Origin of the sequence: Kribbella sp. NPDC000426 (assembly GCF_040300265.1) — a bacterium.
In the GTDB taxonomy this organism is placed as follows: domain Bacteria; phylum Actinomycetota; class Actinomycetes; order Propionibacteriales; family Kribbellaceae; genus Kribbella.
The window spans coordinates 162,600-189,146 of sequence record NZ_JBEPDK010000002.1 but is presented as its reverse complement, the minus strand read 5'-3'; the positions used below and the strand labels follow the sequence as shown (position 1 = coordinate 189,146).

General features: G+C 68.7%; 23 protein-coding genes and 2 tRNA genes. 10 read left to right on the top strand and 15 right to left on the bottom strand.

Translation table 11 applies throughout. The features are described from left to right. Nucleotides 1-4 precede the first annotated feature (4 nt). From ABT313_RS08775 to ABT313_RS08765, 3 genes are all read right to left on the bottom strand, one after another. On the bottom strand, nucleotides 5-628 hold the full coding sequence (locus ABT313_RS08775) for a ClpP family protease (protein WP_350850249.1): 624 nt from the start codon (nucleotides 626-628) through the stop codon (nucleotides 5-7). Between the two features lie 351 nt (nucleotides 629-979). Continuing rightward, nucleotides 980-2,380 (bottom strand): trigger factor, encoded by a 1,401-nt coding sequence (gene tig / locus ABT313_RS08770; RefSeq protein WP_350850247.1) that lies wholly within the window; start codon nucleotides 2,378-2,380, stop codon nucleotides 980-982. Nucleotides 2,381-2,458: 78 nt separating this feature from the next. Further along, nucleotides 2,459-2,531, bottom strand: a tRNA-Pro gene (locus tag ABT313_RS08765). 110 nt (nucleotides 2,532-2,641) lie between these two features. Here ABT313_RS08765 and ABT313_RS08760 point away from each other — a divergent pair. Then, a tRNA-Gly gene (locus ABT313_RS08760) sits at nucleotides 2,642-2,712 on the top strand. Between the two features lie 212 nt (nucleotides 2,713-2,924). Here the strand turns inward: ABT313_RS08760 and ABT313_RS08755 are convergent. From ABT313_RS08755 to ABT313_RS08745, 3 genes are all read right to left on the bottom strand, one after another. After that, entirely contained in the window at nucleotides 2,925-3,269 is a 345-nt protein-coding gene (locus ABT313_RS08755) for a hypothetical protein (protein ID WP_350850245.1), read from the bottom strand. A 57-nt stretch (nucleotides 3,270-3,326) separates the two neighbouring features. Beyond that, nucleotides 3,327-3,506 (bottom strand): hypothetical protein, encoded by a 180-nt coding sequence (locus tag ABT313_RS08750; RefSeq protein ID WP_350850243.1) that lies wholly within the window; start codon nucleotides 3,504-3,506, stop codon nucleotides 3,327-3,329. Between the two features lie 401 nt (nucleotides 3,507-3,907). Beyond that, entirely contained in the window at nucleotides 3,908-4,117 is a 210-nt protein-coding gene (locus ABT313_RS08745; protein ID WP_350850241.1) for a hypothetical protein, read from the bottom strand. A 62-nt stretch (nucleotides 4,118-4,179) separates the two neighbouring features. On the opposite strand from ABT313_RS08745, the gene ABT313_RS08740 reads away from it, so the two are divergent. Continuing rightward, entirely contained in the window at nucleotides 4,180-4,737 is a 558-nt protein-coding gene (locus ABT313_RS08740) for a TetR/AcrR family transcriptional regulator (RefSeq protein WP_350850239.1), read from the top strand. A gap of 21 nt (nucleotides 4,738-4,758) precedes the next feature. Here the strand turns inward: ABT313_RS08740 and ABT313_RS08735 are convergent, their stop codons facing one another. Together ABT313_RS08735 and ABT313_RS08730 are read right to left on the bottom strand one after the other, a co-directional pair. After that, complete coding sequence (locus ABT313_RS08735) at nucleotides 4,759-5,142, bottom strand: DUF2750 domain-containing protein (protein ID WP_350850237.1); 384 nt, start codon at nucleotides 5,140-5,142, stop codon at nucleotides 4,759-4,761. Continuing rightward, the gene (locus ABT313_RS08730; RefSeq protein WP_350850235.1) at nucleotides 5,139-7,001 is read right to left on the bottom strand and encodes a phage tail protein; all 1,863 of its coding nucleotides are present in this window, start codon (nucleotides 6,999-7,001) and stop codon (nucleotides 5,139-5,141) included. Before ABT313_RS08730 ends, ABT313_RS08735 begins: the two co-directional genes overlap by 4 nt. Nucleotides 7,002-7,153: 152 nt before the next feature. Here ABT313_RS08730 and ABT313_RS08725 point away from each other — a divergent pair, with 152 nt between their 5' ends. The 3 genes from ABT313_RS08725 (at nucleotide 7,154) to ABT313_RS08715 (ending at nucleotide 11,265) form a co-directional block, all read left to right on the top strand. Then, nucleotides 7,154-8,215, top strand: a complete 1,062-nt coding sequence (locus ABT313_RS08725; protein WP_350850234.1) for an AAA family ATPase — start codon at nucleotides 7,154-7,156, stop codon at nucleotides 8,213-8,215. Then, nucleotides 8,208-9,989 carry a vWA domain-containing protein gene (locus ABT313_RS08720; RefSeq protein WP_350850232.1) on the top strand — a complete coding sequence of 594 codons (1,782 nt, stop codon included), beginning with the start codon at nucleotides 8,208-8,210 and terminating at the stop codon, nucleotides 9,987-9,989. Before ABT313_RS08725 ends, ABT313_RS08720 begins: the two co-directional genes overlap by 8 nt. Before the next feature lie 64 nt (nucleotides 9,990-10,053). After that, the gene (locus tag ABT313_RS08715; protein ID WP_350850230.1) at nucleotides 10,054-11,265 is read left to right on the top strand and encodes an MFS transporter; all 1,212 of its coding nucleotides are present in this window, start codon (nucleotides 10,054-10,056) and stop codon (nucleotides 11,263-11,265) included. On the opposite strand, the gene ABT313_RS08710 is transcribed toward ABT313_RS08715, so the two are convergent. Next, nucleotides 11,262-14,342, bottom strand: a complete 3,081-nt coding sequence (locus tag ABT313_RS08710) for a hypothetical protein (RefSeq protein ID WP_350850228.1) — start codon at nucleotides 14,340-14,342, stop codon at nucleotides 11,262-11,264. The two genes, ABT313_RS08715 and ABT313_RS08710, sit on opposite strands and share 4 nt — an antisense overlap. 452 nt (nucleotides 14,343-14,794) lie before the next feature. On the opposite strand from ABT313_RS08710, the gene ABT313_RS08705 reads away from it, so the two are divergent. The 5 genes from ABT313_RS08705 (at nucleotide 14,795) to ABT313_RS08685 (ending at nucleotide 22,290) form a co-directional block, all read left to right on the top strand. After that, entirely contained in the window at nucleotides 14,795-16,459 is a 1,665-nt protein-coding gene (locus ABT313_RS08705; RefSeq protein WP_350852088.1) for an ABC transporter ATP-binding protein, read from the top strand. Further along, nucleotides 16,456-18,342 carry an ABC transporter ATP-binding protein gene (locus ABT313_RS08700; protein WP_350850227.1) on the top strand — a complete coding sequence of 629 codons (1,887 nt, stop codon included), beginning with the start codon at nucleotides 16,456-16,458 and terminating at the stop codon, nucleotides 18,340-18,342. Before ABT313_RS08705 ends, ABT313_RS08700 begins: the two co-directional genes overlap by 4 nt. Before the next feature lie 141 nt (nucleotides 18,343-18,483). Then, on the top strand, nucleotides 18,484-18,972 hold the full coding sequence (locus ABT313_RS08695) for a DUF1269 domain-containing protein (RefSeq protein ID WP_350850225.1): 489 nt from the start codon (nucleotides 18,484-18,486) through the stop codon (nucleotides 18,970-18,972). A gap of 119 nt (nucleotides 18,973-19,091) precedes the next feature. Then, entirely contained in the window at nucleotides 19,092-21,107 is a 2,016-nt protein-coding gene (locus tag ABT313_RS08690; protein ID WP_350850223.1) for a golvesin C-terminal-like domain-containing protein, read from the top strand. 31 nt (nucleotides 21,108-21,138) lie between these two features. Next, nucleotides 21,139-22,290 (top strand): AAA family ATPase, encoded by a 1,152-nt coding sequence (locus ABT313_RS08685; RefSeq protein ID WP_350850221.1) that lies wholly within the window; start codon nucleotides 21,139-21,141, stop codon nucleotides 22,288-22,290. A 2-nt stretch (nucleotides 22,291-22,292) separates the two neighbouring features. On the opposite strand, the gene ABT313_RS08680 is transcribed toward ABT313_RS08685, so the two are convergent. The 6 genes from ABT313_RS08680 to ABT313_RS08655 form a co-directional block, all read right to left on the bottom strand. Further along, complete coding sequence (locus ABT313_RS08680; RefSeq protein ID WP_350850219.1) at nucleotides 22,293-23,129, bottom strand: DMT family protein; 837 nt, start codon at nucleotides 23,127-23,129, stop codon at nucleotides 22,293-22,295. After that, on the bottom strand, nucleotides 23,130-23,852 hold the full coding sequence (locus tag ABT313_RS08675; RefSeq protein WP_350850217.1) for a CDP-alcohol phosphatidyltransferase family protein: 723 nt from the start codon (nucleotides 23,850-23,852) through the stop codon (nucleotides 23,130-23,132). A 150-nt stretch (nucleotides 23,853-24,002) separates the two neighbouring features. Further along, nucleotides 24,003-24,443, bottom strand: coding sequence for a nitroreductase family deazaflavin-dependent oxidoreductase (locus ABT313_RS08670; RefSeq protein ID WP_350850215.1), 441 nt, complete (start codon nucleotides 24,441-24,443; stop codon nucleotides 24,003-24,005). Nucleotides 24,444-24,472: 29 nt separating this feature from the next. Continuing rightward, a complete protein-coding gene (locus tag ABT313_RS08665; RefSeq protein ID WP_350850213.1) occupies nucleotides 24,473-24,913 on the bottom strand; it encodes an SRPBCC domain-containing protein in 441 nt (146 codons plus the stop codon). 13 nt (nucleotides 24,914-24,926) lie between these two features. Next, complete coding sequence (locus tag ABT313_RS08660; protein ID WP_350850211.1) at nucleotides 24,927-25,388, bottom strand: hypothetical protein; 462 nt, start codon at nucleotides 25,386-25,388, stop codon at nucleotides 24,927-24,929. 37 nt (nucleotides 25,389-25,425) lie between these two features. Then, on the bottom strand, nucleotides 25,426-26,520 hold the full coding sequence (locus ABT313_RS08655; protein WP_350850209.1) for a PP2C family protein-serine/threonine phosphatase: 1,095 nt from the start codon (nucleotides 26,518-26,520) through the stop codon (nucleotides 25,426-25,428). Nucleotides 26,521-26,547 lie beyond the last annotated feature (27 nt).

Sequence of the window (26,547 nt, the reverse complement as noted above, 5' to 3'; positions counted from 1 at the left end):
GAGATCAGGAGTTCGGGCTGCCCTGGCTCAGCTGGGCGGCGCTGGTCACCACGTGGTCGATGAAGCCGTACTCCTTCGCCGCCTCGGCGGTGAACCAGCGGTCGCGGTCCGCGTCGTTCTCGACCTGCTCGAGCGGCTGGCCGGTGTGATCGGCGATCAGCTTGAACAGCAGCGCCTTCAGGTGCAGCGACTGCTCGGCCTGGATCTTGATGTCCGAGGCCGTACCACCCATGCCGCCGGACGGCTGGTGCATCATGATCCGCGCGTGCGGCAGCGAGTAGCGCTTGCCCTTCGCGCCGGCGCAGAGCAGGAACTGGCCCATGGAGGCCGCCAGCCCCATTCCGACGGTGGCGACGTCGTTGGAGATCCACTGCATGGTGTCGTAGATCGCCATGCCGGAGTCCACCGAGCCACCCGGCGAGTTGATGTACAGCCAGATGTCCGCGCTGGGATCCTGAGCGTTCAGCAGGAGCATCTGCGCGATGATCGCGTTCGAGTTGTCGTCGCGAACCTCGGACCCCAGGAAGATGATCCGGTTCTTCCGCAGCTCGCGGTAGATGTCGTCGTCTTGTCCGCCGGATCCATTGCCGCCCGCGGCGGTGGGGATGGCTGCAAATGTCTCGTTCACGACCCCGACATTACTGGTCGGCGGCGACAGACCTAAGGCTGGGCCGTAGGTGTTCGCTCACGGCGCACCCCGGTGCCTGTTCTGTCTGCTGTGAGCGAATCCGGGCCGCATTCACCAGCCGCACAGAACAACGGATCCGGGCTCCTCGACCGCTGCTTCGTCAGGTACTTCGCGGAGCTCCGGCCGGTCGACCTCGGGCTCCTCCAGCAGCGCGGTCACACCAGCCTCCTCGCTCGGAAATCGTTTCACCGATCACGCTAGGCGGTCCGTCCATCGATTTCCTTGCAACCGGTTCGCGAAATACGAACGGCCCGGAACCCATCGCTGGGTTCCGGGCCGTTGCGGCGTATGTCAGGCCTTCGCTGGCTCCGCGACCGGGGCCTCGGCGTCGGCCGCCTCGTCGGCGCCCTCGGCCTCCGGCTCGGCGTACGTGCCGTCCGGCTGCAGGGTCTTCAGCTCGACCGTGTTGCCGGACGCGTCGGTCACCTTCGCGTTCTCGACCAGGTACGCCAGCGCCTTGCCGCGGACGACCTCGGACACCAGGCTCGGGACCAGGTTGTTCTCGACCGCGTGCTGGGCGAACTGGTCCGGGCTGACGCCGGAACGCTGCGCGTGCCGGACGATGTGCTCGGTCAGCTCCTGGTCGTTGACGCTCAGCTCCTGCTGCTCGGCCACCAGGTCCAGCACGAACTGCGCCTTGATCGCGTCCTCGGAGCGCTTCTTCAGGTCCTCGTCGAACTCGTCCTGGGTCTGCTCCTCACCCTCGAGGAACTGCTCCATCGTCATCCCGGAGTACCCGAGCTGCTGCTCGAGGTTCTCCTTGCGGGCGGCGAGCTCGTCGGTCAGCAGACCATCGGGCACCGGCACGTCGACCAGCGTCAGGATCTTCTCCAGCACGGCGTCCCGCGCCTCGCCGGCCTGCTCGAGCCGCTTGCCGCGCTCCAGCCGGGTCCGGACGTCGGCGGTCAGCTCCTCCGCAGTGTCGAACTCCGAAGCGGTCTGCGCGAACTCGTCGTCCAGCTCCGGCAGCTCCTGCTCCTTCACCGCGGTCACCGTCACCTCGACGTCGACGTCGTCGCCCTTGAGCGCACCGCCGACCAGCTGGGTCACGAACGTCTTCTTCTCGCCCGCGCTCAGGCCGGTGACCGCCTCGTCCAGGCCGTCCAGCAGCTGACCGCTGCCCACCTGGTACGACAGGCCGGTCGCCTGCGCCTCCTCGACCTTCTCGCCGTCCTTGCTGGCCGACAGGTCCAGGGTGATGAAGTCCTTGTCCTGCACCGCGCGCTCGACCGGGTTCAGCGAGCCGAACCGCTGCCGCAGGCCCTCGATCTGCTCGTCGACCTCGTCGTCGGAGATCGCGATGTCCTCGACCTGGGCCTCCAGGCCCTCCAGGTCCGGCAGGGTGATCTCCGGGCGGACCTCGACCTCGGCGGAGAACTGCAGGCTCTCCTTGTCGTTGAACTCGGTCACGTCGACCTCGGGCCGGCCGATCGCCTTGACCTGGTTGTCGCTGACAGCCTGCGAGTACAGCTTCGGGAGCGCGTCGTTGATCGCCTCCTCGAGAACCGGGCCGCGGCCCACCCGCTGGTCGATGACCTGCGGCGGGATCTTGCCCTTGCGGAAGCCCGGCACCTGGATCTGCTGGGCGATGCTCTTGTACGCCGCGTCGAGGCTCGGCTTGAGCTCCTCGAACGGCACCTCGACAATGAGCTTGACCTTCGTCGGGCTCAAGGACTCGACGGTGCTCTTCACGGTGGCGGTTCTCCTTGATTCGATGACATTGCCAGCACGGGCGACGGCCCGGACCGCAGCAGTGCTGCAGGGGGTTTGTCGGGGCGACAGGACTCGAACCTGCGGTCTCCTGCTCCCAAAGCAGGCGCGCTAGCCACTACGCTACGCCCCGCAGTGACCGGAGAAGTCTAGCCGCCCCGAACCACTGCTCGCGCCACCGGGCTCCCGAAACCCATTTTGAGTCCACCCCCCGGTCTGTGGAATCATGTTCCGCAGCACCACGCGGGTGTAGCTCAATGGTAGAGCCCCAGTCTTCCAAACTGACTACGCGAGTTCGATTCTCGTCACCCGCTCGGTCGAAGGGGCGAAGTATGCCTGCGGAGAGCGCAGGCCTGCTTCGCCCTCTTCCTTTGTGCGCCCTCGCTCCGCTCGGCGCAAGCGGGGGCTCCGCCACCCGCACCCCCTACGCCTTCGCTCCGCTCGGCTCCTGGCTCAGGTCGGCTGCTCAGCTCACCTGCGTGGGCCGGGTCTCCTGCTCGGCTCGCCTCCTGGCCCCAGGGTCCGGTTAGGTGCCGGTCCGGCGTTGGGTGGGCGTGGTTCGACAGCGGGTGTGGAGGGTGTCGAACAGCAGTCGGGCCATGAGGACGTTGGTGATTGCGGCGAGAGTCCACAGGAGGATGAGGACTGGGAGCAGACCGTTGCCGTCTACTGGGTCTACTAGGCCTAGCAAGATCAGCGGTACTGAGATCAGGTAGCTCACGTACGGGACTGCGAGGCCCGCCGGCGCGGTTGTGAGCCAGAGGTACCTGATGAGGTCGAAGTCGACGGCGTACACGTAGATCGCGAAGGCTAGGACGGCGAGCACGTAGATGGCTCCGCCCAGGCGCCAGATCCTGCTGTTCCCCGTCACGAACCGTCTATCGCACGAGACGGTCGGCCGTTACGACGTACTTGCCGCGGGCAACTTTCAGGCCGGCGGCAGAGCGGTCTTGAGCGTCGCGGCAAACGCGGCGGGATGCTGCAGGTAGCCTGCGTGGCCGCCTGGGAAGGCGGTTACCGAGGTTTGGCGGAGGGTGGCCAGGGCCGTCGCGCTGAGCGGGCCGACCAGGTCGCCGTCTTCCTCGCCTGCTCCGACGACGATCGCCACTGGACTGGCGGCAAGCGCGTCAGGGTCCGCCTGGTACCGATGCAGCGGCAGCGCGACGCGGCGGAGGAACGTGGCCCGCGCATCGGCAGCTGAGTCATCGGGTGCAGGAGGGGTGGGGGTGGGGAGCCCGGTGAGGGTGGCTAGGAGGGTGGTTGCGGGTTTGGGGTTGCCGGCTTCTAGGTGGGTGGTGATTTGGGATTGGGCGGCGGTGATCTTGGCGCGTTGGGGTGGGGGGAGGAGTTGTGGGAGGGGTGGCTCGTGGGCTAGGAGGGTGTGGATCCGGGCTGGGTGGCGGAGGGCTAGTTCTAGGGCTTGGACGGCGCCGTTGCTGGTGCCGGCTACGTAGGCGGGCTCGGGGGTGAGGGCGGCTAGGACGGCGGCTGCGTCGTCGGCGTCGTCGGCTAATTCGACGGGGCGTCCGGATCGGTGACGGTGCTCTGGCCCAGGCCTCGGCGGTCGTAGGTGATGACGGTGTACGACGGCTCGAGCAGCTCGCGCAGTACGCCGAGGCCGCCGCCGTCGGCTGCACCGCCGAGCAGCAGCAGGATCGGGCCGGAGCCGCCGGACCGGATGCGTAAGCGGGCGCCGGGAACCTCGATGAATTGATCCATGGTCGGCAGCATACGCAAACTTGCGTGCCACGCAAATATGCGTGGTGCGCTACTATCGCGTCATGAGCGGACTTCGGGAGCGGAAGAAGCTGGCGACCCGGGCGGCGTTGGGTGCGGCCGCGCGGAGCCTGGCGGTCGAGGTCGGGACCGAGAACGTCAGGGTTGCGGACATCGCCGACCGCGCCGGCGTCGCGCCGCGCACGTACAACGGGTACTTCGGGAGCCGCGAGGAGGCGATCTGCGCGCTGTACGCCGATCGCGCCGGCCGGATCGCAGACGCCCTGCGAGCCCGTCCCGCCGACCAGCCGCTGCTGGCAGCCATCACCGCGGCGATCACAGCAGAGTTCCTCGGCCCGGATCCGGACCGGGCCGCGCTGCGCCTGATCACCCGCGACCCCGCCCTCCGCGGCGAGTACCTCAAAGACCTCAGCACCCTCGAAGCCCCGCTGGCAGCCGCCATCCAGGACCGCCTCCCAGACCCCTTAACTGCCAGCGCGATAGCAGCCGCCACCGTCGCCGTCACCCGAGTAGCCCTCACCCACTGGCTCGACTCCCCCGACGACAAGCCCTTCCCCCACCACGCCACCCAAGCCCTCGAGGCACTCACCAACCTCACCTAGCAGCGCCCGCCAAGTGGAGCATCAGCCCTCCGCGGGAGGTCGGCTCCAGGTAGCTAGGCCTTGGGCGGCCAGACGGTTTTGGACTTCGTCGGGCGTGAAGTCGTAGCCCGCGGCTCGAGGGCCGGACCAGTTGATGCCTAGGCGGATGCCGGATTTGCGGAAGTTGGGCAGCCAGTGGTCGCGCCACTGGGTCAGGTCCAGTTCCTCGGCGTCGAAGGCGGCGTACGCGGGGACGAGTTTGATGATGCGCCGAACGCGGGACTCGGTGGACCAGAACGGCTGGGCCCGTCCGCCGGTCGAGCCGTAGGGGGCGGGGTAGCCGCCCTCGTCGCGCACGGTCCAGAGCCGGCCCGTTCGGGCTACATCGCGGAAGAAGGCCGCGGCCTGGGATGCGCTCTGGCTCATGGGGCGCGGAGTAGGGCTACGGCGTCTATGGAGGCGGGGGCGGTGCTGGTGGAGATGATTTTGAGGGCGCCGGTGCGGAAGACGGTAGTGGGAAGGTAGGTGACTACCCGGCTCGTGGTGGTGGCGGCCAGGGAGACAGTGCCGATTTTGATGTTGGCGTGGTAGATGTCCACGCGGCCTTGGCCTGGGCCATGGAGGGCTACCAGGGCTATGCGTTGGCCGGCTTCCGTGGCCTTGGTCAGGTAAGCACCGTTGGCCTTGAGGATGGTGGTGGTGCCTTGGAACGCCAGCGTGCTCGTAGTGCGAGTGACAGTGCCGGCGGAAGTCAGCGCGCGGTCGTCCTCGGGGGCTACTGAGCAGATAGGTGCCGACCAGGCGGACAGGTTGCCCAGGTAGTCGCGGGCGCGGGCCATGAAGCACTCGTCCCAGCCCAGCCGCGGGGCCCAGGTGATCGACGTGATGCGCGTGTTCTGCCACGTAGCCGGGTAGATCCACTTGCCGAGCGCCGCACCCGGTGCGGCGGTCTTGTAGACCACGTCGTACGACGCGATGTCGGTGTCGTCCTTGTACGCCCAGCGGACGGTCGCGGTCCCGCTCAGCTGCACCCGGTCCCCGATCCGCCAAGTGACAAGCGCCGGCGCGGTCCCATCCACCTCACTGCAGTACGACGCACTCCACGCGCTCACGTTGCCCGCATAGTCCCGCGCACGAACCGACCAGCACGTGTCCGTGCCGATCGCCGCAGTCAAGCTCGCAGCAGTCGTCTTCAGCCCCTGCCACGCAGCCACCAGGTTCCAGGCGCCGTACGGCGACGTGCGGTTCGGCCGCTGCTGGATGCGTACGTCGTAGCTCAACACACCCGTAGCAGGCGAGTTCGGGTCCTGCGGATCGGTGAAGGCCCAGTCGAACGACAGGCTGGTGTTGTCACGCACTCGGTCGCCGGCCGACGCACTGGTCAGTACGGGCGCGACCGTGTCCGGGTGCTGCTGCGGGTCCGGGGTCAGCCAGCTCAGCGTGATCACGCGCGGGTTGCCGTCCGCGTCGGCGTACACGATCTTCGCCAGACCGGAGCCGTCCGCGCGGAAGCTGGGCCCAGCCGTGCGGATCGGTCCGTACCTGCGCTGCCCGAGAGCCGGATCGTTGACGTCTGTGACCAGCAGGTCCGATCCGGACGCTTGGACAGCAAAACCGTTGCCCAGTTGGGAGTCCGCCGCCACGGACAAGTTCCGCGGCGGCTGCGGTCCGTTGACGTCGACTACCTGGTTGCAGCCGCTCAGCACGGCCCACCGGCCGTTCACGTCGTCCGGACCGACGGTGCACGCAGTCGCGACCAGCACGGTCTTCACGTCACCAGTGGTCAGGTTCTTGCCGTCCAGGTGCCCCGGCGACGTCACCTTCCACACGGTGTCGCCGGACATGGCGAACGGCGGCGCATAGTCGGCCAGCTTGGTCTTGGAGGCAACGTCGTACACCGCAGCGGTCGCTCCGGCCGACGTACGGTCCGAGACGAGCTTGCCGCCCTTCCCGAGCACCACCTCGTCGGTCGCGGGGAACGAGAGCCCGCCGACCTTCGCAGTACTCCCGTCGAACGTCAGCAGCGCACTCCCCTCCACCTGCAGCGGCTTGCCGACGTTCGTACCGCCGGAGGCGGTCCAGGTGGTCCCGTTGTTGCTGGTCTCGTACACCGGGTTCGACACGACCACGCGGGCACCGGACATCCCGACGTCGACCGCGGACCGCCCCGGGACCAGCACCCCCGCCCCCAGGTGCGGTGGCGGGTCGGCAGCCATCACCTGCGACGCCGACAACGGCAGCAGTACGACGGCGCACACAGCCGCCGCCTTGACCCGAAAGCTCACCACGAGAGACCCCCCAGTACTCCGAAGACAACGGGCCGCACCCTAGCCAGTAACCACCGGTAACGGAAGCACCCTGGAAAACAGAGTGACACACCGTGACTCCAAGAGGATCCTGGAGGGCTGACCAAGGACGGCAGCCAGGAAAGGAATGAATGCAGGCAGGAATCACGGTATCGGCGGCAGAGCTGCCCGAAGTGCTGCTGCACGTCGCAGTGGTACGACCGGTCTTCCTCTGGGGCGCACCGGGGATCGGGAAGAGCAGTCTGGTGCGGGCCTTCGCCGAATCGCTCGGCCTGGAGTGCGTGACGCTCCTGGGCACGCAACTCGCGCCGGAGGACCTCATCGGCGTACCGCAGATCGTGGACGGCCGCAGCCGCTTCGCACCGCCCGTGGCGATCGCGCGGGACGAGCCGTACTGCCTGTTCCTCGACGAGCTGAACGCATCGTCCGCCGAGGTCCAGAAGGCCTTCTACTCGCTCATCCTCGACCGCCGGATCGGCGAGTACGAGCTGCCCGCAGGCTCCGTGGTGATCGGGGCAGGCAACCGCGCCACCGACAACGCGCTGGCGCGTCCGATGGCGAGCGCACTGGTCAACCGGCTCGTCCACGTCCACCTGCGCGCCTCCGCGGGCGACTGGCTGCACTGGGCCGGTACGGCGGGCATCCACCCGTGGGTGCTGGAGTACCTGCGCAACCGCCCCGACCACCTGTGGACCGCACCGCCGAAGACCGAGGAGCCGTTCTCCACCCCGCGCTCCTGGCACATGCTCTCGGACGCCCTCCACTCGTACGGCGACGACGTGTCCGACGAGACCCTCCGAGTGCTTGCCTTCGGCACCTTGTCTCCCGCGCACGCCTCCACGTTCCGTGCGTACGTGAAGACGGTCCGCCACGCGTTCGGGCTGGACGCCGTGCTGAAGGGTGAGACCGGTTGGCCGGCCGCTCCGGAGGACCGCGACCTGCTGTACTTCCTCGCCGAGACCTTCCGCGCCCGCCTGATCAAGGAACTGGCCGCCGACAAGGCCTCCGCCAACCCGGCAGCCCGTCAGCTCGCGCACCGCGGCAAGGCGCTGCTGGTGGAGCTGGCGGAGATCTCGCTCGAGATCGCGCAGCTGGTGATCGCGTCCGACGACGACGGCCGCCCGGTGCTGCCGACCTGGTTCCTGGTCGAGGTCAGCCGCGACCTGCCGCGGCTGGTAGCGGCACGTGCCTAAGCGCAAGAAGCAGCGCGATCCGGCGTGGGAGGCAGTCCAGGCCGGCTGGGCCACCGTCGTGCAGCACCCACTCTTCGCGCCGATGGCCGACTGGGCGCACAGTCCGGTTCGTGACGAGGCCTGTCCAGCCGACGCCTGGGCGATCATCGACTCGAACGGCCAGATCCGCACACACCGGACCCGCAGGGCCACGCCGGACGAGTGGACGTGGGTGTTCGCGCACCTGCTCATCCACCTCGGACTCGGCCACGCGGACCGCGACCGCCCGGAGCCGGACCACGCCGGCCAGGCCGCGTACGACGTAGCCGTGAACCGCTACCTCCAGTCGCTCAAGCTCGGGACGCCGATCGCCGAGCAGCCCCCGTCCTTCCCTGCCATGGAGGAGGACCCGCTGGCACGTCTCTGGCGGCGCGAGGGCGTGCCGGCGGAGTACGACGGACTCGGTGTCGCGGGCCGGGTGTCGGACGTCGAGACGGCGCGCTGGAACGGCTGGGGCAAGCCGCCGGACTGGAGCGAGCTGTTCGCCGCCGGACTGTCAGCCGCGGCAGCAGCAGCCGTGGAGGTCGCAGGCGGTGCACGCTCCTCGCTGAGCGCGGACCGTGGCGGGCGGGACAAGTGGGACCTCGCGCTGGGCTGGTTCGTCTCGTCGTACCCGCTGCTCGGTGCGATCGCGTCGAGCATGACGATCGTCGCTGAGGCGGAACTCGCCCGCGGCTGGGACATCCACGTGGCCGCAGTGAACGCGGCCGCGGGCGAGATCTACGTCAATCCGCTCATCAGCATGTCCCTGAGCGAGTGGCGGTTCGTCATGGCCCACGAGATGCTGCATGCCGCCCTGCGCCACGGTGAGCGCGTCGGCGGCCGCGATCCGTACCTGTGGAACGTGGCCGCGGACCTGGTGATCAACGGCTGGCTCCTGGAGATGGGTGTCGGCAGCATGCCGGACGGTGCCCTGCACGACCCGGTCCTGAAGGGCATGTCCGCCGAAGAGGTCTACGACCGCATCACCACCGACCTGCGTCGCTACCGCAAGCTCGCGACCCTGCGCGGTGTCGGACTGGGCGATGTACTCGGCCACCCGCTGCCGCACGCGGGTGAGGCCGCACGCGGCGCCGGTCTGGACGACATCTACCGGCGGGCACTCACCACCGGCCTGGCGTACCACGACTCCTCCCGTGGCACGCTTCCTGCCGGACTGGTCGAGGCGATCCGCGCGCTGGACCACCCGCCCCTCGCCTGGGATGCACGGCTGGCCCGCTGGTTCGAGGAGCACGTGCCGGCCGTGGAGAAGACCCGCACGTACGCCCGCGCGTCCCGACGCCAGTCCGGTACGCCGGACATCCCGCGCCCGGGCTGGATCCGGCCGGTCGAGCTCGACCGCCTCCCGACGTACGGCGTGGTGCTGGACACCTCCGGCTCGATGGACCGTGAGCTGCTGGGTAAGGCGCTCGGCGCGATCGCGTCGTACTCGCGCGCTCGCGACGTACCGGCCGCTCGGGTCGTGTACTGCGACGCCGCGGCGTACGACGCCGGGTACGTGCCCGTGGACGACATCGCCGGCCGGGTGCAGGTCCGTGGTCGTGGTGGGACAGTGCTGCAGCCCGGTGTCGACCTGCTCGAGCGGGCGAAGGACTTCCCCGCTGAGGGCCCGATCCTGCTCATCACCGACGGGCAGTGCGACGTCGTCCGAGTACGGCGTGAGCACGCCTGGCTGATCCCCCGTGGTGCCTCACTCCCCTTCACTGCAAGGGGTCCTGTGTTTCGCGTGGAGTGAACAAGCTCTGCTGGTGGCGAACAGCCGTAGTCGAATGACTCTCCTCAGTGACAGGTTCACAGGTATGGCGTGGGTCGTTAACGGCGAGTTCAGGAAGCTATGGATCGGACAACTGGTGTCCGCGTCCGGCAGTGCGATCACAACTGTCGCGCTGCCGCTCGTCGCGGTAGTGACTCTGCAGGCGTCGGCTGTGCAGATGGGTGCGCTGTCGGCGGTGTCGATTGCTCCGCACCTGCTGTTCGGACTGCTGGCGGGTGTTTGGGTGGACAGGTGGTCGCGACGGCGCGTGCTGATCATTACCGACGTCGGACGACTTCTGCTCCTCGGCTCGGTGCCGGTTGCGGCGGCCCTGCAGTCGCTGCGGATCGAGCAGCTGTACGTCGTCGCCGTACTGACCGGAGTGCTCACCCTGTTGTCCGACACCGCGTCCCAGACGATGATCCCGATCCTGGTTCCACGAGAGGACCTGATGCGGGCCAACAGTGCCGCCCTGCTGAACCTGAACGTCGCCTCGACGGTCGGACCGTCCGTCGCCGGCCTCCTGGTGCAGGTCCTCACCGCACCGTTCGCAATCGTCATCGACGCCGCGTCGTACGTCGTGTCCGCGATCGCGGCGTATCTGATCCGCGAGCCGGACCGCCCACCCACAAGGGCCCGCTCCGAAGTACAGCTGTCGGCCGGTCTGCGCGTGCTCTTCGGCCACCCGATGCTCAGGCCGCTCGTCCTGTCCGCGGGCATTGCGGCCCTGGCCGGATCCCTGCAGGGACCACTGATGGTCCTGTTCCTCATCCGCGAGCTGCACCGCACCCCCGCGTTCGTGGGACTGACGCTGACCACCTTCGGCGCCGCTGCGGTTGCGGGGACGCTCGTAGCCGCACCGTGGTGCCGACTGGTCGGCATCGGTCGCTCATACCTGTGCGGCTGCTTCCTCGCCTCACTCAACGGTGCCCTGCTCTTCACCGGCCGTACGCCGCTCATCCTCCTCGGCCAGGTACTCGCGGGTGTTGGCATGGCGCTGTTCGGCGTACCGCAACGCACACTGCGCCAGGCCCTGGCGCCCGACCACCTCCTGGGTCAGGTCACGGCCTCCTGGCGCACCCTGGTCATCGGTGGCCAGGCCGCCGGCGCGGCCGTCTCAGGGGTGCTGGCCACCGCTCTCCACATCCGCCCGACCCTCCTGATCGCCACCGCCGGCATGCTCGTCGGATTCCTGGTCGCCGCCTTCTCGCCTCTCCGCGGGCTGCAGGAGGTCCCGGAACCCGCCGAGGTGGCCTAACCGAGTCCTGCCCGCAGAGCCCGCGCCGCCGCCAGCTTCTCGGCGTACTTCGTCGGCGCATCGGCCGAGAGCTTCTCGAACACGGCAACCGCTTCGTCCGCAGCCGCAACCGCGTCGGCATGGCTCCCCGCGGACCGCAGGAACGGGACGATCGGCCATAGCAGCCAGTCGCCCTGACTGGGCAGGTACGCCGTGGACGCGGCCGTGAGCCGCGCCGCGACCCGGGCCGCCTCACCCGCCCGTACGACCGCTCCCGCGCGGTCGTCGACATCCCACAGCCGTACGGCGACCTGAACCAGCGCGTTGGCGTGGTGGTACACGTGATCGAGCTTTCCGGACTGCTCCTGCTCGAGTGCCTCGAAGATCCCGAGCGCCTCGGTAGCCAGGGCGAGTGCCGTGCGACGGTCGCCCGCGCCCGCGACGTACACCTGGATCGGCCAGATCAGCCATTGCCCGAACGCGTCCCGATAGACCGGATCGGCCACTGCCACCTGCCGGGCCAGACCGGCGCCCTCCAGCGCCCGGGCCGACGCACCTGCGGCATCGGGTACGTCGGCGAGCCGGGTGGCGAGTGTGACCAGCGCACGGGCCTGCTGGTACCCGAGCCGCAGGTCCGCGGGATCCTCGTCGCGGAGCCGGCGGAACACGTCCAGCGCCTCGGTCGCTGCCGAAATCGCCTCGGCCGTCTTCCCGGCCGCACTGATGTAGGCCTGGATCGGGTACAGCAGCCACTCACCGAGGCTGGACCGGTAGGCAGGGTTGAGTGCGGCCAGGTCCCGCGCGGCCGCGGTGGCCTCGAAGGAGTGGATCGCCGCCAGCGCCCGGTCCGGTCTCGCCGCGGCGGTGTTCGCCAGAGTCAGCAGCGTCTGCACGCCGCCGTACGTCGCCGCGGGGAATGCCGCCGCGATCTGCATCGGCCCGACCCAACCGTCCTGGTTGATCACCAGCTCCTGCAGGGAGTTGTCCGGAGCGACGTAGGCCATGGTGATCGCGCGGCCCTGCGTGAGCAGGCCGAGCTCGCTGCCGGCGCGGGCGGTGCCGGGCGGAGCAACCGGGCCGAACGGCCGCCAAGGCTCGGTCTTGGTCGTCCAGGCCACCTGGATCGAGCCGTCGGCGGCCACGTACATCGCGTTGACCTGATCGATCTGGGTGCGCGGCGTCATGCTGACCACGGTCTCCTCGGTCACCGAGCCCGGCGGCGCGAGCTCCGACGGCCCCTGCCAGGATTCGCGTCCGGAGACCCAGATCAGCTGTAGCGACCCGTTCGGTGCGACGTAGATGGCGTCCAACTGGTCCCGCTCGCCCTGCTGTGCGAGCGCGACCCGGGATCCGGGTACGGCGGACCCGGGCGGCGCGATGACGGCCGGCCCTTTCCACTGGCCACCGTCCTCGTCGACCCACCGCACCTGCACCGAGCCGTCCTCAGGCACATAAACGGCGTCGAGCTGGTGCAACGTCTGCAGATGCAACGACACTCTGGCACCTGCGTGCACGGTTCCGGGCGGCGCGATCTCGCCCGGGCCGTGCCACACGTACGCGTCGTCCTTGCCGACCCAGTGGACCTTGACGGACCCGTCCGCACCGGCGTACACCACGTTGGTCCAGCCGGTCCACGCGCCCTGCAGCTCGATCTCCACGGCGGCTCCCGGCACCGTCGCACCGGCCGGGGCGAGCTCGGACGCCTCCGTCCAGGACCCTGCCGCCGACATCACCATCAGCCGTACCGAACCGTCCCCACCGGACAGGACGGCGTACATCTGCCCGGCGCTGAACGTCGCCTGCTCGGACCGGTTGATCAGTTTGACCGGCGTCCCCGGCAGAGCTGTCCCAGCCGGGCTGACGGTATCCAGCGGCTCCCAGCCCGACTGCGTGCGGTAGGTCGCCTGCACCGAACCGTCGGCGGCCACCGCGAGCGCAACGGCGTCCCGGTTGCCGCGGCCGAGCCCGACCGGCGATCCGGGCAACAGACCCGCCGCCGGTGGCTTGAAGCCGATCTTGAACGGGCCGCGCCACTCGAAGCCGGACTCCAGGTCCCGATGGGTGAAGTGGTGAACCCAGCGCTCGCCGTCGATCCGGGCGAACACCTGCAGCGGCGCCGTGGAGTCGTTGAGGTTCTTCTCCTCGTCCCGCGACTGGAACGCCGACACCTCGTCGTACACCAGGCGCCCGACAGTCGCACCGAGGTTCCAGGCCTCGCCGATGCCGTCCTCGTTCGCTCGCCAGAAGTGCGTCACACCACCGCCCGCCGCGGGTGCGAACGCCTCGTAGTGGCCGTGGTGCCACTGCGCCGAGCCGGGCCAGCTGCGGTTGTAGCCCCGATCGGACTCCAGTACGGCGGGCCGGCCGCGGACGCCGGTGCCGACGTACCCGGGGTTCTCGTTCATCTGCTGACCGGTGCCGTCGTGGAACCACTCGTAGCTGAGCAGGTTGCCGTCGGACCGTACGGCGAGCCGGATCGCGCTGACGAAGGAGGCGTACCTGGTCGACTCGTCCCAGTCCGGATCGGTCGAGCCGACGGCGCCGAAGGCCCACCCGAGGCCCTCGAACAGCTGCTCCGGGTAGTCGACGGTGCCGGCCTGGGTCCACACCAGCGGCGGCGGGTTGTTGCCGATCTGCCGCGGCATCTCGAACGAGAGCACGCCGCCCCCGGAGAGCTGCGCGGTGACGAGCATTGCCTCGTGAACCGGATGGGTCTGCTTCGGCGGGACTCCCCAGTGCGACCGGCCGAGCGTGACGCCGCCCGCGGTGGTGATCCCGGGCAACTCGGCACCCCGGTGCCAGGCGAACGGCTCCGCGTTGTCCCGCCACCAGTGGACCAGCTTGCCGCCCTCGACGGCGATCAGCTCGAAGTTCTGATGGTCGCCGTTCGACTCCGACTGGTAGTCACCCTCCATGAACGCCAGCGACCGGACCACCGGGCTGGCCGGCGGCGTGACAACCAGCGGGCCGTGCCAGCCGGAGTCGTCGCGGTAGAACGCGGCGAAGCCCCCGTCCGGCCAGGGGATCACCAATTCCCAGTTCCCCGGTCCGTAACTGCCCTGCTGTGCGAAGCCCGACGAAAGCCCGATCTGTCCCATGCCTCAACGATCCGGGCACCCGGGCGCGGAACCACGCGGTTCGGCCGACCACTGCCCCGGTGTCCGCCGGGTTCGGCCCGCAACGGTCGCCCGATCGGGCAGCCACGGTCGCGGACCGGCGATCGATCTGACGGGACTGATTGCGGATCGTGATAGGTCCGGGCGGGCCTCCCGCGTGGGTCCGGGATGGGTTATTGCGTTTCATCCGGAGGGAATGGAATTGGCGGGACAAGCGCTTACCTACTGGGCGATACTGGAAAGTGCGCCGTTTTCAGGTCGCCCAAGCCCCTTGTGAACCGAAGTAGATGGGAAGTGCGCCCGTCCAGATGCCGTCAGAGCACGCTGTCAAAGCGCCGTCGATCGCAGCCCCTACCACCCGTGTCCCCGAACGCAGCCGCAACCTGTGGCGACTGCGTCCCTACCTGAGGCCCCACCGCTGGCGTCTCGCGGTGATGTTCTCCACCGCCATGCTCGGCGTCGGAGTCAGCCTCAGCGTCCCGCTCGTCACCAGGTCGATCATCGACGGCCCGGTGACCCGCCACGAGCTGAACCTGCTGGTCCCGCTGGCGCTGCTCGCCCTCGGGCTCAGCCTCGCCGAAGTCATCTTGGTGTGGATGCGCCGCTGGGCGCAATCCCGGACGGTCAGTGATTTGGAGGCAACTCTCCGGCACGACCTGTACGTCCGGCTCCAGTCGCTGCCGATGGAGTTCCACACCAAGTGGCAGAGCGGTCAGCTGCTGTCCCGCGTCACCACCGACCTGTCCACGATCCGCCGGTTCATGGGCTTCGGTCTGCTCTTCCTGGTGATGAACGTCCTGCAACTGGTCGTCGTCACGATCCTGCTGCTGCAGCTGTACTGGCCGCTCGGTCTCGTGGTCCTGGTGGCCGCCGTACCGGTCGTCATGGTGTCGCTGAAGTTCGAGAAGAAGTACCTGCGGATCTCCCGCAAGGTCCAGGACCAGCAGGGTGACCTGGCCACCCGGATCGAGGAGTCGGCGCTCGGCTTCCGGGTGATCAAGGCGTTCGGCCGCCGGCCGCACGTCCAGCGCCAGTTCGACGACGAGGCGACCACGCTGTACGACACCGAGGTCGAGAAGGTGCGGCTGGCGTCGCGGTTCTGGAGCTTCCTCGGCGTCATCCCCAACCTGACCCTGGTCATCGTTCTGCTGCTCGGCGCGCTCGCGGCCGGCCGGCAGGCGATCACCCTCGGCACCCTGGTCGCGTTCATCACGCTGATGCTGTCCCTGGTCTGGCCGGTCACCTCGCTCGGCGCGATCCTGGCGATGGCGCAGGAGTCGATGACCGCGGCGGACCGGATCAGCGAGATCCTCGACACCTACTCGGTGATCAAGTCGGGTCCGGACGAGCTCGTCAACTCGCGCGGTCACCTGCGTTTCGAGCACGTCGGGTTCCGGTTCTCCGACGACTCGACCGAGGTGCTGCACGACATCAACCTCGACCTCACCCCTGGCACGACGCTCGCACTGGTCGGCGCCACCGGGTCCGGCAAGACCACTCTGACCGCACTGGTCCCCCGGCTGTACGACGTGACCGCCGGACGGATCACCATCGACGGCCACGACATCCGGGACCTGTCCCTGGTGTCGCTGCGGACCGCGGTCGCCTCCGCGTTCGACGACCCGACGCTGTTCTCCATGAGCGTCCGGGAGAACCTGACGCTCGGACGGCCGGACGCCAGCGATGCCGACGTACAGCAGGCGTTGGAGGTGGCTCAGGCACAGTTCGCCAACGAGCTGCCGTGGGGTCTGGAGACCCGTGTCGGTGAGCAGGGCATGTCGCTGTCGGGCGGACAGCGCCAGCGGCTCGCACTGGCCCGCGCAGTGCTCGCCAAGCCGGCCGTACTGGTGCTCGACGACACGCTGTCGGCGCTCGACGTACACACCGAGGCTCTGGTGGAGGAGGCGCTGCAGAACGTGCTCGCCGACACCACCGGCATCGTCGTGGCGCACCGTGCCTCGACGGTGATGCTGGCCGACAAGGTCGCGCTGCTGCAGGGCGGGACCATCACCCACGTAGGAACCCACCACGAACTGCTGGCGACAGTGCCGGAGTACCGGCACCTGCTGGCAGCCGAAGAAGAGGAGGTGCACGCATGACGACGACCCAGCAAACACCTCCCCGCGCTTCGGAACGGGCGAAGGAACGCGACCAGAAGCCGCCGGAGGAGCAGAGCTGGCGGGGCCTGTTCGAGGAGGACCCGGACCGGGAGATCTCCCGGGCGACGACGATCCGGCTGAAGGAGGACTCCCGCAAGCTGCTCGGGGAGCTGCTCCGGCCGTACCAGAAGCTGATCTGGCTGCTGGTCGTGATCGTGATCGTCGAGAACGCCGCCCGGCTCGCGGTGCCGTACCTGGTCCACCTGGGTATCGACAACGGCATCCCGCCGATCCTGGCCGGCGAGGGGTCGGGGAAGCTGATCACGATCGTGATCGCGGTGCTGTTCTCGGCGCTGCTGCAGGCCTGGGCCCGGCAGATCTTCCTGATGCGGTCCGGCCGGCTCGGCCAGACCATCCTGCTCGGCCTGCGCAAGCGGGTGTTCGACCACTTCCAGCGGCTCAGCCCCGCGTTCCACGACCGGTTCACCTCCGGGCGTGTCATCTCGCGGCTGACGTCCGATGTACAGGTCATCGACGAGATGCTGGCGAGCGGGTTCGACAGCCTGGTCACCGCAGTACTGACCCTGGTCGGTACATCGATCATCCTGCTCACGCTCGACGTGAAGCTCGGTCTGCTCGCGCTGCTGTCGTTCCCGGCGCTGCTGCTGCTGACGGCGTGGTTCCGGAAGCGGTCGGCGGTCGTCTACCGGCAGACGCGTGAGGCCGTCGTACTGGTCATCGTGCACTTCGTCGAGTCGATGACCGGCATCCGCGCGGTCCAGGCGTTCCGCCGGGAGCCGCGGAACGAGGAGATCTTCCACGGGGTCAACGACCGCTACCGGAAGGCGAACCTCGAGTCGTTCCGGCTGAACGCGGTCTTCATGCCGGCGATCAAGGGCGTCGGCAACATCACTATCGTCGCGATCCTGGCGTACGGCGGTTACCAGGCCTACCACGGGCACGTGACGGTCGGCGTGCTGACCGCGTTCCTGCTGTACCTGCGGCAGTTCTTCGAGCCGCTGCAGGACATCACGCAGTTCTACAACACGTTCCTGTCCGCGTCGGCCGCGCTGGAGAAGCTGTCCGGCGTACTGAACGAGACCCCGGACGTCCCGGAGCCGATCGAGCCTGCCAAGCCCGGCAAGCCGCGCGGCCACCTGGAACTGCGGAACGTGCGGTTCGAGTACGTCGACGGCGTACCCGTGCTGCCCGGTCTGCAGCTGGACGTGCCGGCCGGTCAGACGCTGGCCCTGGTCGGTACGACGGGCGCCGGCAAGACCACGATCGCCAAGCTGGTCGCACGGTTCTACGACCCGACCGGCGGGCACCTGCTGCTCGACGGTGTGGACCTGCGCGACCTGTCCGAGGACGACCTGCGCGAGCGGGTGGTCATGGTGACCCAGGAGAACTTCCTGTTCACCGGCTCGGTGGCCGACAACATCCGCTTCGGCAAGCCCGACGCGACGATGGAGGAGGTCGTCGAGGCGGCGAAGGTGATCGGCGCACACGACTTCATCTCGGCGTTGCCGAACGGCTACGAGACCGCGGTGGAGAAGCGCGGCTCCCGGCTGTCGGCCGGTCAGCGCCAGCTGGTCGCGTTCGCCCGGGCGTTCCTGGCCAACCCGAGCGTGCTGATCCTGGACGAGGCGACGTCCAGCCTGGACATCCCCAGCGAGCGCCTGATCCAGCGGGCTCTGAAGACGATCCTGGCCGACCGTACGGCGATCGTGATCGCCCACCGGTTGTCCACCGTCGAGACCGCGGACCGGGTGCTGGTGCTCGAGCACGGGCGGATCATCGAGGACGGCGCACCGGACGACCTCATCACCCGGGACGGCCACTACGCCGGCCTGCACCAGGCCTGGGAAGAGTCCCTGGCCTGACAGTCTGTGATCGCGGGCGCGTGGGTTCCTGAACCCACGCGCCCGTTCTGCTTCCGGATTCACCCCGGCGGGGTGAATCCGCCGTGTCTTCCAGCCGACACCATGTGGTGACCGGCAGTGAAGAACGGCAAGGAGCAAACCATGACCGCGTTTACGGTGTGGAAGTTCGATACGCCCGGCGGAGCCGAGCACGCCGCTACGGTGCTCAAAGGCTGCGAGCGTGACGGGCTGGTGAAGATCGTCGACCATGCGGTCGTCTCGTGGCCCGAAGGCGCCTCGCATCCGACTACCAAGCAGGCACACGAAGAGACCTGGCGCGGAACCGGGTGGGGTGCGTTGTGGGGCGTTCTCCTCGGTGCCCTGTTCTTCGTGCCGGTGATCGGCGGCGTGGCGGGCGCCGCGATCGGCGCGATAGCCAAGACGACCGAGAAGTCCGGCATCACCAAGGAGCAGCTGCACAAGATCCGCACCGAGGTGACACCGGGAAGCTCGGCCCTGTTCGTGGTCACCGAGCAGGGCGACCTCGACCGCGTCGGCGAACGCTTCCACGGCATGCACAGCAAGCTCATCGACACCAACCTCACCGAGGCCGAGCGCGACGAGCTGTACGAGACCTTCGGCGGCCGGTGACAACCTGCCGCGTCCACCGACTGATCCGCTATCTCGAAGGAGTAATACCTATTAGCGTCTAGCGCCTGCGCGAACCGAGCGAGTACGGTCCTGCCACCTTCCGTCGTGAGGAGAGTGGGATGCCGATCAGTCGTCGTACGTTGAATCTCGGGATCGCAGCCGGAGCGGCCGCGGCCGCGTTGCCGGCGTCCGCCAACGCCGTCGTACCGCACGGCGGTGGTGGCGGTCGTGGACACCATCAGCCGGCGGCGCCGGTCTTCGGCGAGACAACGCTGTGGGACAACACCGTCGACCCGCTGGCCAGCTACTTCGTCTACGGGCTGATCGCGACGCGCAACGACACCCTGATCGCGTGCTGCGAGGGCAGGCACGAGGTGTGTGACGCCGGACCGCACGATCTGCTCATCCGCCGCAGTACGGACGGCGGACAGACGTGGCTGCCGACGCAGACCGTCGAGGCGTCGGTGAACGGTGAGAGCTGGGCCAACCCGACGTTCGTTGCCGACGGCCACACCGGTGAGGTCTTCCTGTTCTACAACCTCTGCGCGCGGCTGCCGGAGAACACCAGTTGCTCCTCCGACACCGGCATCGTGCACTACCGCTCCAGCACCGACAACGGCGCTACGTGGGGCGAGCGGCACAGTCTGGACGGTCTGTTCGACAGCTTCCCGTTCAACTGGGAGATGCACGGTCCTGGCCCCGGCCACGGCATCCAGCTGAAGTCCGGCCGGTTGCTGCTCAGCGTGTCACACCGGACGATCATCACCGGAGTGCCGACCGCAGACCGCAACTACGGCGCTTCCACGATCTACAGCGACGACCACGGCCGCACCTGGAAGGCGGGTGGCGAAGTACCGCTCGGGACGGGTCTGCCGACGGTTGGCGAGGCCAGACTGCTCCAGCGGGCGGACGGGTCGATCGTCATGAACAGCCGGCCCGGCTCCGGCAACGACTGGCCGCGCGACTTCGCCATCAGCACTGACGACGGTCTGAGCTGGTCTCGAGCAGTCATGGACTTCAGCGTCGGCCTGTTCAACGGCTGCGACATGGGCTTTCTCAGGTACACCGACGACGCCAACCGCGTACTGCTCAGTCGTCCTGACTCACCGATGCGCTGGAACATGACGGTGGCGGTCAGCTACGACGAGGGCAAGTCGTTCCGCTACAGCCGCTCGATCAGCCCGATCCGCGGGTACTACTCCGACCTCGCCCGCCTGTCCGACGGCACGATCGTCCTGCTGTACGGGTGTGACGGCGACATCGACAGCAGTCCGCGCCGGGTGGCGGTCGCCCGCTTCAACCTGGAGTGGCTGACCCAGGGACGCGACAGTCTGGCCACCGGGCCGGGCCTTTCTACGTCGTCGTACCCGATGAACTACCCGCGGCTGCCAGCGGGCGCTGTCGGCGCGTACGTCGACCAGGCGATCCATGTGGACCGCGCAGACACGTACGAGCTGTGGCTGCGTTACTACCGCTCTGCTGACGGCGGACTGGTCACGGTGACTGTCGACGGGGACGCGCCGCGAGTCAGTGCGCTGGACCTGACCTCGTTCCGTGGCGAGGGCTACGACATGGTGCTGCTCGACCGACGCGAGCTCACCGCAGGTCGGCACTCCATCCGCTTCACCCTGGCTGGAGCAGGCCGAGGAGGCGGTACCGCGGTGGCGCTCGAGCAACTGACCCTCGTCAAAGCAGCGGCGACCCCGGACGTCCGCGAAGAGATCACCGTCGACAACGGCGGGCTCGGCTTCGAGACGGTCGGGACGTGGGCCAGCGGGCGCAGCATCCTCGGGTACTACGGGTTCAACTACCTCACCCACGCGAAGGGCACCGGCGCGAACCTGGCCCGCTTCCGCCCAGCCATCCCCGGCACCGGCCAGTACGAGGTCCTCACGTCGTACACCGCCGATCCGAACCGTGCCTCCAACGCGCCGTACGTCGTACACCACGCCGGCGGTACGACGACGGTCGCGGTCAACCAGCAGGTCCGCGGCGTACCGGACCCACGCACCGGCGAATGGGTTTCGCTCGGCACGTTCACGTTCAACGCCGGCCTGGACGGCTACGTCGAGCTGAGCGACAACGCCAATGGCTACGTGATCGCCGACGCGGTCCGCTGGCGCCGCCTGCCCTAGGACTGTCGGCGGATCCCAGTACGTTGGGCGCATGCTGACGACGCTGGCGGTGGAGAACTACCGGTCCCTGCGGCGGATCGTCATGCCACTGAGCGGATTGAATGTGGTGACCGGAGCGAACGGGACGGGCAAATCCAGCCTGTACCGGGCGCTCCGGTTGCTTGCCGATGCCTCACGCAACGGCGCTATCGCTGCCCTCGCACGCGAAGGCGGACTGCAGTCGACGCTGTGGGCCGGGCCGGAGCACGTCCGCAAGGATCGGCCGGTCCAGGGCACAGTTCGGACCGGTCCGGTGACGTTGCGGATGGGGTTCGCGGGCGATGACTACGGCTATCTGATGGACCTCGGGCTGCCGGTGCCCAACGGTTCGCAGTTCGATCTCGACCCCGAGATCAAGCGGGAAGCGTTGTGGGCCGGGCCTTTCCTCCGGCCGGCCGCGCTGCTGGTCGATCGGAGCAATCGCGAGGCGCGGATCCGTTCGTCCGGCGGCGCGTGGGAACGCGCTGGTCATCAGCTCCAGACGTTCGACTCCATGCTGAGCGAGTTCGCGGATCCAGAACGTGCGCCGGAGCTCATGCTGGTGCGGGACCGGCTGCGCGGCTGGCGATTCTACGATCACTTCCGCACCGACGCCGATGCGCCCGCCCGCCGGGTGCAGATCGGGACGCGGACGCCCGTCCTGTCCCAGGACGGCGGAGACGTTGCGGCCGCCCTACAGACGATCCGCGAGCTCGGCCCGAACGGCGCACTCGACGAAGCCATCGAGCTGGGCTTCCCCGGCAGCCGGGTCGAGGTCGTGAACACCTCCGGTCGCTTCGAGGTCGCGTTCCGCCAGCACGGCCTGCTCCGGCCGCTGTCCGGTGCCGAGCTGTCCGACGGCACGCTCAGATACCTCCTGTGGGTCGCGGCCCTCCTGACCCCTCGGCCGCCGGAGCTCCTGGTCCTCAACGAGCCCGAGACCAGCCTGCACCCCGATCTCCTGCCGGCCCTCGCGAACCTCGTAGTCACCGCGGCCAAGGAGGCGCAGGTCATCGTGGTCACGCACTCGCGCCCGTTCATCTCCTCGCTGCAGGCCCTGTCCCCCGACCTGCAGACGATCGAGCTGGTCAAGGACCGCGGTGCCACCACCATCGACGGCCAGGGCCCGCTCGACGAGCCACCCTGGAAGTGGCCGTCGCGCTGAGCTCAGTGCTTGACCGACTCGAAGCGGACCAGGATCACCGAGCCGGCAGCCGAGAGCGCGAAGCCGATGATCGCTGCGGGCCACCAGCCTGCGCGGACGGCGTCGTGGAGGACGAAGACGCCGACGGCGGCCGGCGTGATGGTCTGCAGGGCGATCATCGGCGTCGTTGCCAACGTCACCGAACCGCGCTGCAGTGCGAGCGAGTACAGGATGAAAGCGAGCGCTCCACTGATCGGGAGCGTGTAGAGCGTCGGGCTGTGGATCAGCTCGGAGATGGAGCCGTCCTGGAGCAGACGAGCTGAGATGGCCACGCCGGCGTACCCGAGACCGGCGAGGAGTCCGAGCAGGGCGGTGGAAACACCGTGTTGCGACCGGCTGGCGATGGCCCCCAGTACGGCGATCGTGATCAGTCCGACGATGATGCCGATCGTGAGCCCGTGATGCTGCGCGGCCGCGCCGGCGTCTCCGGCTGACACCGCGAGCAGGCCGAGACCCACCACGACGCCTGCCACTGCGGACCATTCGAGCGCGCTGAGTTGATCCGACATCAGCCTGGTCGCGAGCAGCGCGGTGACGACCAGGCTGACCGCGATCCCGGCCTGCGCCAGGTACAGCGGGAGCAGCCGCAGCGCGACGAAGTGCAGGCCGAAGCCGGCCAGGTTCAGCGCGAGCGCGCCGAGGAACGCGGGTTGCTTGAGCAACGACACGACGAACGCGCCGAAGCGCCGCGGATTCAGCTCCGACTCGGTCGGCACCTTGCGCGAACCGACCGCCTGCATGATCGCGCCGACACCGAACAGCACCGCGGCCCCCAGAGCCGCGCCAAGACCGAGGACCATCTACGCGACAGCCTTACGGCGCCACGTCAGGTACAGGCTCAGGACGCCGTAGTACACCAGGTACGACAATGAGACCGCGACCACGATCGGGTTCGGGTTCGGCATCTGCGCGAGGAGTACGGCGTACGACGCGAGCCAGATCGCGGTCGTCAGCAGGTTCAGCGAGCGGAACGCCTTCGTCCGCGACGGGTACACGTACTTCACCGGGATGAAGACCAGGATCGAGCAGACGACCAGGATGATGCCGGTGATCATCGGGCTGAGGCTGAGCACCACGACGTAGAACGCGACCACGTTCCAGTAGCTGGGGAAGCCGAGGAAGAAGTGGTCCTCGGTCTTCGCGTCGACCCGGCAGAACTGGTAGCTGGAGGCAAGCAACGGCAGCGCGCCGAGGAGCGCGCCCCAGGTGCCGGACGGCAGGAAGCCGCCGGTCCACAGCAGGACGATCGGTGCGAACGCGTAGGTGAGGTAGTCGACGATGTTGTCGAGCATCGCGCCGTCGAACCACGGGATCGTCTCCTTCACCCGCAGCCGGCGGGCGAGCATCCCGTCGGTACCGTCGATCACCAGGGTCGCCAGCCCGAGCCAGAGGGCCCGGACCGCGTCGCCGTCGATGGCGGCGATCACGATCAGCAACGCGAGCACCGTTCCGCTCGCGGTATAGGCATGCAGTGCAAGTCCGGCCAGACGCAACCGCGTCGACCCGACGAACGGTTCCGGCACCGCATCGTGTGTGGTCAGGACGACTCCCAGAACTCAAGCGGCGCAACGCGCCGGGCCGGGTCGAAGTGAACCCGGCCGTCGCCAGCGTCTCACAAGCCTGGGCCCGCTCCGATCACCGACCGTCATCCGGAGCGAGATCTTTGCAAGGACTTAGTCGACCGGGTCCAGGACGAAGAGCGGGATCTTCCGGGTGGTCTTGGTCTGGTACTCCGCGTAGGGCGGGTAGGCCTCGACGGCGCGCGGCCACCACTCGTCGTACTCGGCGCCGTCGATCTCGCGGGCGACGTACTCCTTGGTGGTCTCACCGTCCTGCAGGGTGAGCTTCGGGTCGGCCTTGAGGTTGTAGTACCAGACGGGGTTCTTCGGGGCGCCGCCGAGCGAGGCGACGGCGGCGTACACCCCGTCGTGCTCGACCCGCATCAGCGGGACCTTGCGGATCTTGCCGGACCTGGCGCCGCGCATCGTCAGCAGCACCACGCGCATCCCCTTGATGTCGACCGCCGCGGTGGTGCCGGCCGCGGTGACCTTCTCCACCTGGTCGCGGACCCAACCGGTGGGACTGGGCGCGTAGTCGTCGTTATCCGATGTCATGTCAGCAATCGTAAGGTGACACGTCAACATTACCAACTGCCGCGTGTCGCCCAGCCGGTCAGCAGGCCGAGGGAGTTCTCCCAGGCCTGCGCGGACTGGCCGGCATGCTCGGCCTGCTCCTCCGGGGTCAGGTCCAGCCGGTCGAACCCGGACTCCACGACGAGCAGGCGGGTGCCCTCGCCTTCCGGCGTGAGCGTGAACTCGACCAGGTTCGCGTTGCCCGGCGCGGGATCGACGTCCGGCGCGACGGCGTACCGGTAGGCGAAGCGGCGGCCCGGCTCGACCTTCTCGACGAAGCCGAGGAACTGCCCGTGTTCGTCCCAGCGCAGCACCAGCCGTCCGCCCGGCCGCAGGTCGAGCTCCGCGCCGCCGAATGCGTACCACCGGGTGAGACCTTCGGGCTGCGTCACCGCGGCCCAGACCTCCTCCGGGCGAGCCTCGACGTACACCTCACGCTCCACGCTGTCCATGGAGCCCATCCTGTCAAACAGCGCAGGACCGGAGCTGGGTCGCGGTGGCGATCGTGGCCTCGATCCACCGGCGGCGCAGGAAGTGCGCCTTGGCCAGCCGGTGTACGCCGTCCAGGACGACCAGCCGCCCGCGGTACGCGACCAGGTTGATCGGGAAGTCGAGGTCCGCGTCCATCACCCGCTGGTAGTGCGCGCGGAAGTTCATCGGCGTCTCCGCGACCTGGTTCGGCGTGACCCGGAACCGTTTGCCGTCGAGCTGCCACAGCGGCAGGTCGAACATCCAGACCAGGTCGGCAATCTCGACCGGCTCGACCTTCAGGTCGAGCTCCCACAGCTTCGCCAGCTGCCAGTGGTACGGCGGGAACACCTCCCGCAACGCCTCCGGCATCATCGCGACCAACTCGTCGAACGAGACGTCGGGCGCAACCCGGTCCGCCCCGGCACCGAAGGTGTCGCCCAACCCATCGATCGTCACGACGGAGCAGGCTACGCCATCCGTGGGCCTGCCGGTCTCAGCCGTGCGCCACCCGGTGGATGATCACGATCGCCGAGTCGTCGCCCGGGCCGCCGGCGGTTGCGACCAGGTCGGCGGCGCCGCCCACGAACCCCTGTGCCACAAGGCGTTCCGCGTGGCCGGTGAGGCGGTCGGTGCCGCGGCCGATGTCGCGCCGCGGCGTCTCCACCATGCCGTCGCTGTAGAGGAACAACGCGTCGCCGAGCCGCAGCTGCCCGTGGTTCGCCTTGAACTCCGGCGCCTCCATCAACCCGAGCAACGGGCCGTCCGCGTCGCGCGTCTGCCAGCGCCCCGACCAGGCGTCGAACTGGATCGCCGGCGGATGCCCCGCCGTACGGACGTCGAAGTCCCCGGACCGCAGGTTGAGCACGACATGGACCACGGTCGCGAAGTCGTCGTCCCAGTCCTGGCGGCGGATGTACTGGTTGGCCGACGGCAGGAACTCCGCCTCGGGTACGACGCCCAGCAGACCGCCGAACGCACCGGACAGCAGCAGCGCCCGGGTCCCGGCGTCGATTCCCTTGCCCGAGACATCGACCAGCGCGACCTCGAGCAACTCGCCGTGCATCGTCGACACGACGAAGTCACCCGAGAACGTCGACCCGCCGGCGGACTGGATCGCCACCTCGACCCGCCAGCCCGGCGGCAGCGCCGGAATCAGCCCCTGCGCGGTGAGCGTGTCCCGCAGCTCCATCAGCATCGACTCGCTCCGGGTGCCGGCCACGCCGAGCCGGCTGCGCACCTTCGCGCTGGTGATCATGATCCAGCCGACGATCACCAGCACCAGCACGAACCCGATCCGCGGCATCGTCAATCCGCGGGACAGGACGACGTACGAACCGAACGCCGCCGTGATCCCGGTCAGCGCCACAAGTTCCCCGAACCGCAACAGGACGCCGCCGACGACCAGCGGGATGATCAGGAACGACGCCGGTACGGCGGTCATCCAGACGTGGCTCGCGATCGCGATCACCAACTGCATCAGCGCCAGGGCGACGAACGCCAGCCGGTGGGACCGGCGGGCGCGACGGCCCAGCGCTTCGACCCGGCGGCCGATGCGTCGTACCAGCGCGAGTCCGCCGTTCTTCCTCATGGTGTGAAGAAGATAACGGCACCTCTC

Coding starts and splice junctions, on each gene's coding strand:
- ABT313_RS08670 (WP_350850215.1), bottom strand. CDS start 24,443: ATGACATCGGATAACGACGACTACGCGCCCAGTCCCACCGGTTGGGTC.
- ABT313_RS08655 (WP_350850209.1), bottom strand. CDS start 26,520: ATGAGGAAGAACGGCGGACTCGCGCTGGTACGACGCATCGGCCGCCGG.
- ABT313_RS08665 (WP_350850213.1), bottom strand. CDS start 24,913: ATGGACAGCGTGGAGCGTGAGGTGTACGTCGAGGCTCGCCCGGAGGAG.
- ABT313_RS08690 (WP_350850223.1), top strand. CDS start 19,092: ATGCCGATCAGTCGTCGTACGTTGAATCTCGGGATCGCAGCCGGAGCG.
- ABT313_RS08745 (WP_350850241.1), bottom strand. CDS start 4,117: ATGGATCAATTCATCGAGGTTCCCGGCGCCCGCTTACGCATCCGGTCC.
- ABT313_RS08725 (WP_350850234.1), top strand. CDS start 7,154: ATGCAGGCAGGAATCACGGTATCGGCGGCAGAGCTGCCCGAAGTGCTG.
- ABT313_RS08680 (WP_350850219.1), bottom strand. CDS start 23,129: ATGGTCCTCGGTCTTGGCGCGGCTCTGGGGGCCGCGGTGCTGTTCGGT.
- ABT313_RS08685 (WP_350850221.1), top strand. CDS start 21,139: ATGCTGACGACGCTGGCGGTGGAGAACTACCGGTCCCTGCGGCGGATC.
- ABT313_RS08710 (WP_350850228.1), bottom strand. CDS start 14,342: ATGGGACAGATCGGGCTTTCGTCGGGCTTCGCACAGCAGGGCAGTTAC.
- ABT313_RS08740 (WP_350850239.1), top strand. CDS start 4,180: ATGAGCGGACTTCGGGAGCGGAAGAAGCTGGCGACCCGGGCGGCGTTG.
- ABT313_RS08715 (WP_350850230.1), top strand. CDS start 10,054: ATGGCGTGGGTCGTTAACGGCGAGTTCAGGAAGCTATGGATCGGACAA.
- ABT313_RS08705 (WP_350852088.1), top strand. CDS start 14,795: ATGTTCTCCACCGCCATGCTCGGCGTCGGAGTCAGCCTCAGCGTCCCG.
- ABT313_RS08735 (WP_350850237.1), bottom strand. CDS start 5,142: ATGAGCCAGAGCGCATCCCAGGCCGCGGCCTTCTTCCGCGATGTAGCC.
- ABT313_RS08700 (WP_350850227.1), top strand. CDS start 16,456: ATGACGACGACCCAGCAAACACCTCCCCGCGCTTCGGAACGGGCGAAG.
- ABT313_RS08695 (WP_350850225.1), top strand. CDS start 18,484: ATGACCGCGTTTACGGTGTGGAAGTTCGATACGCCCGGCGGAGCCGAG.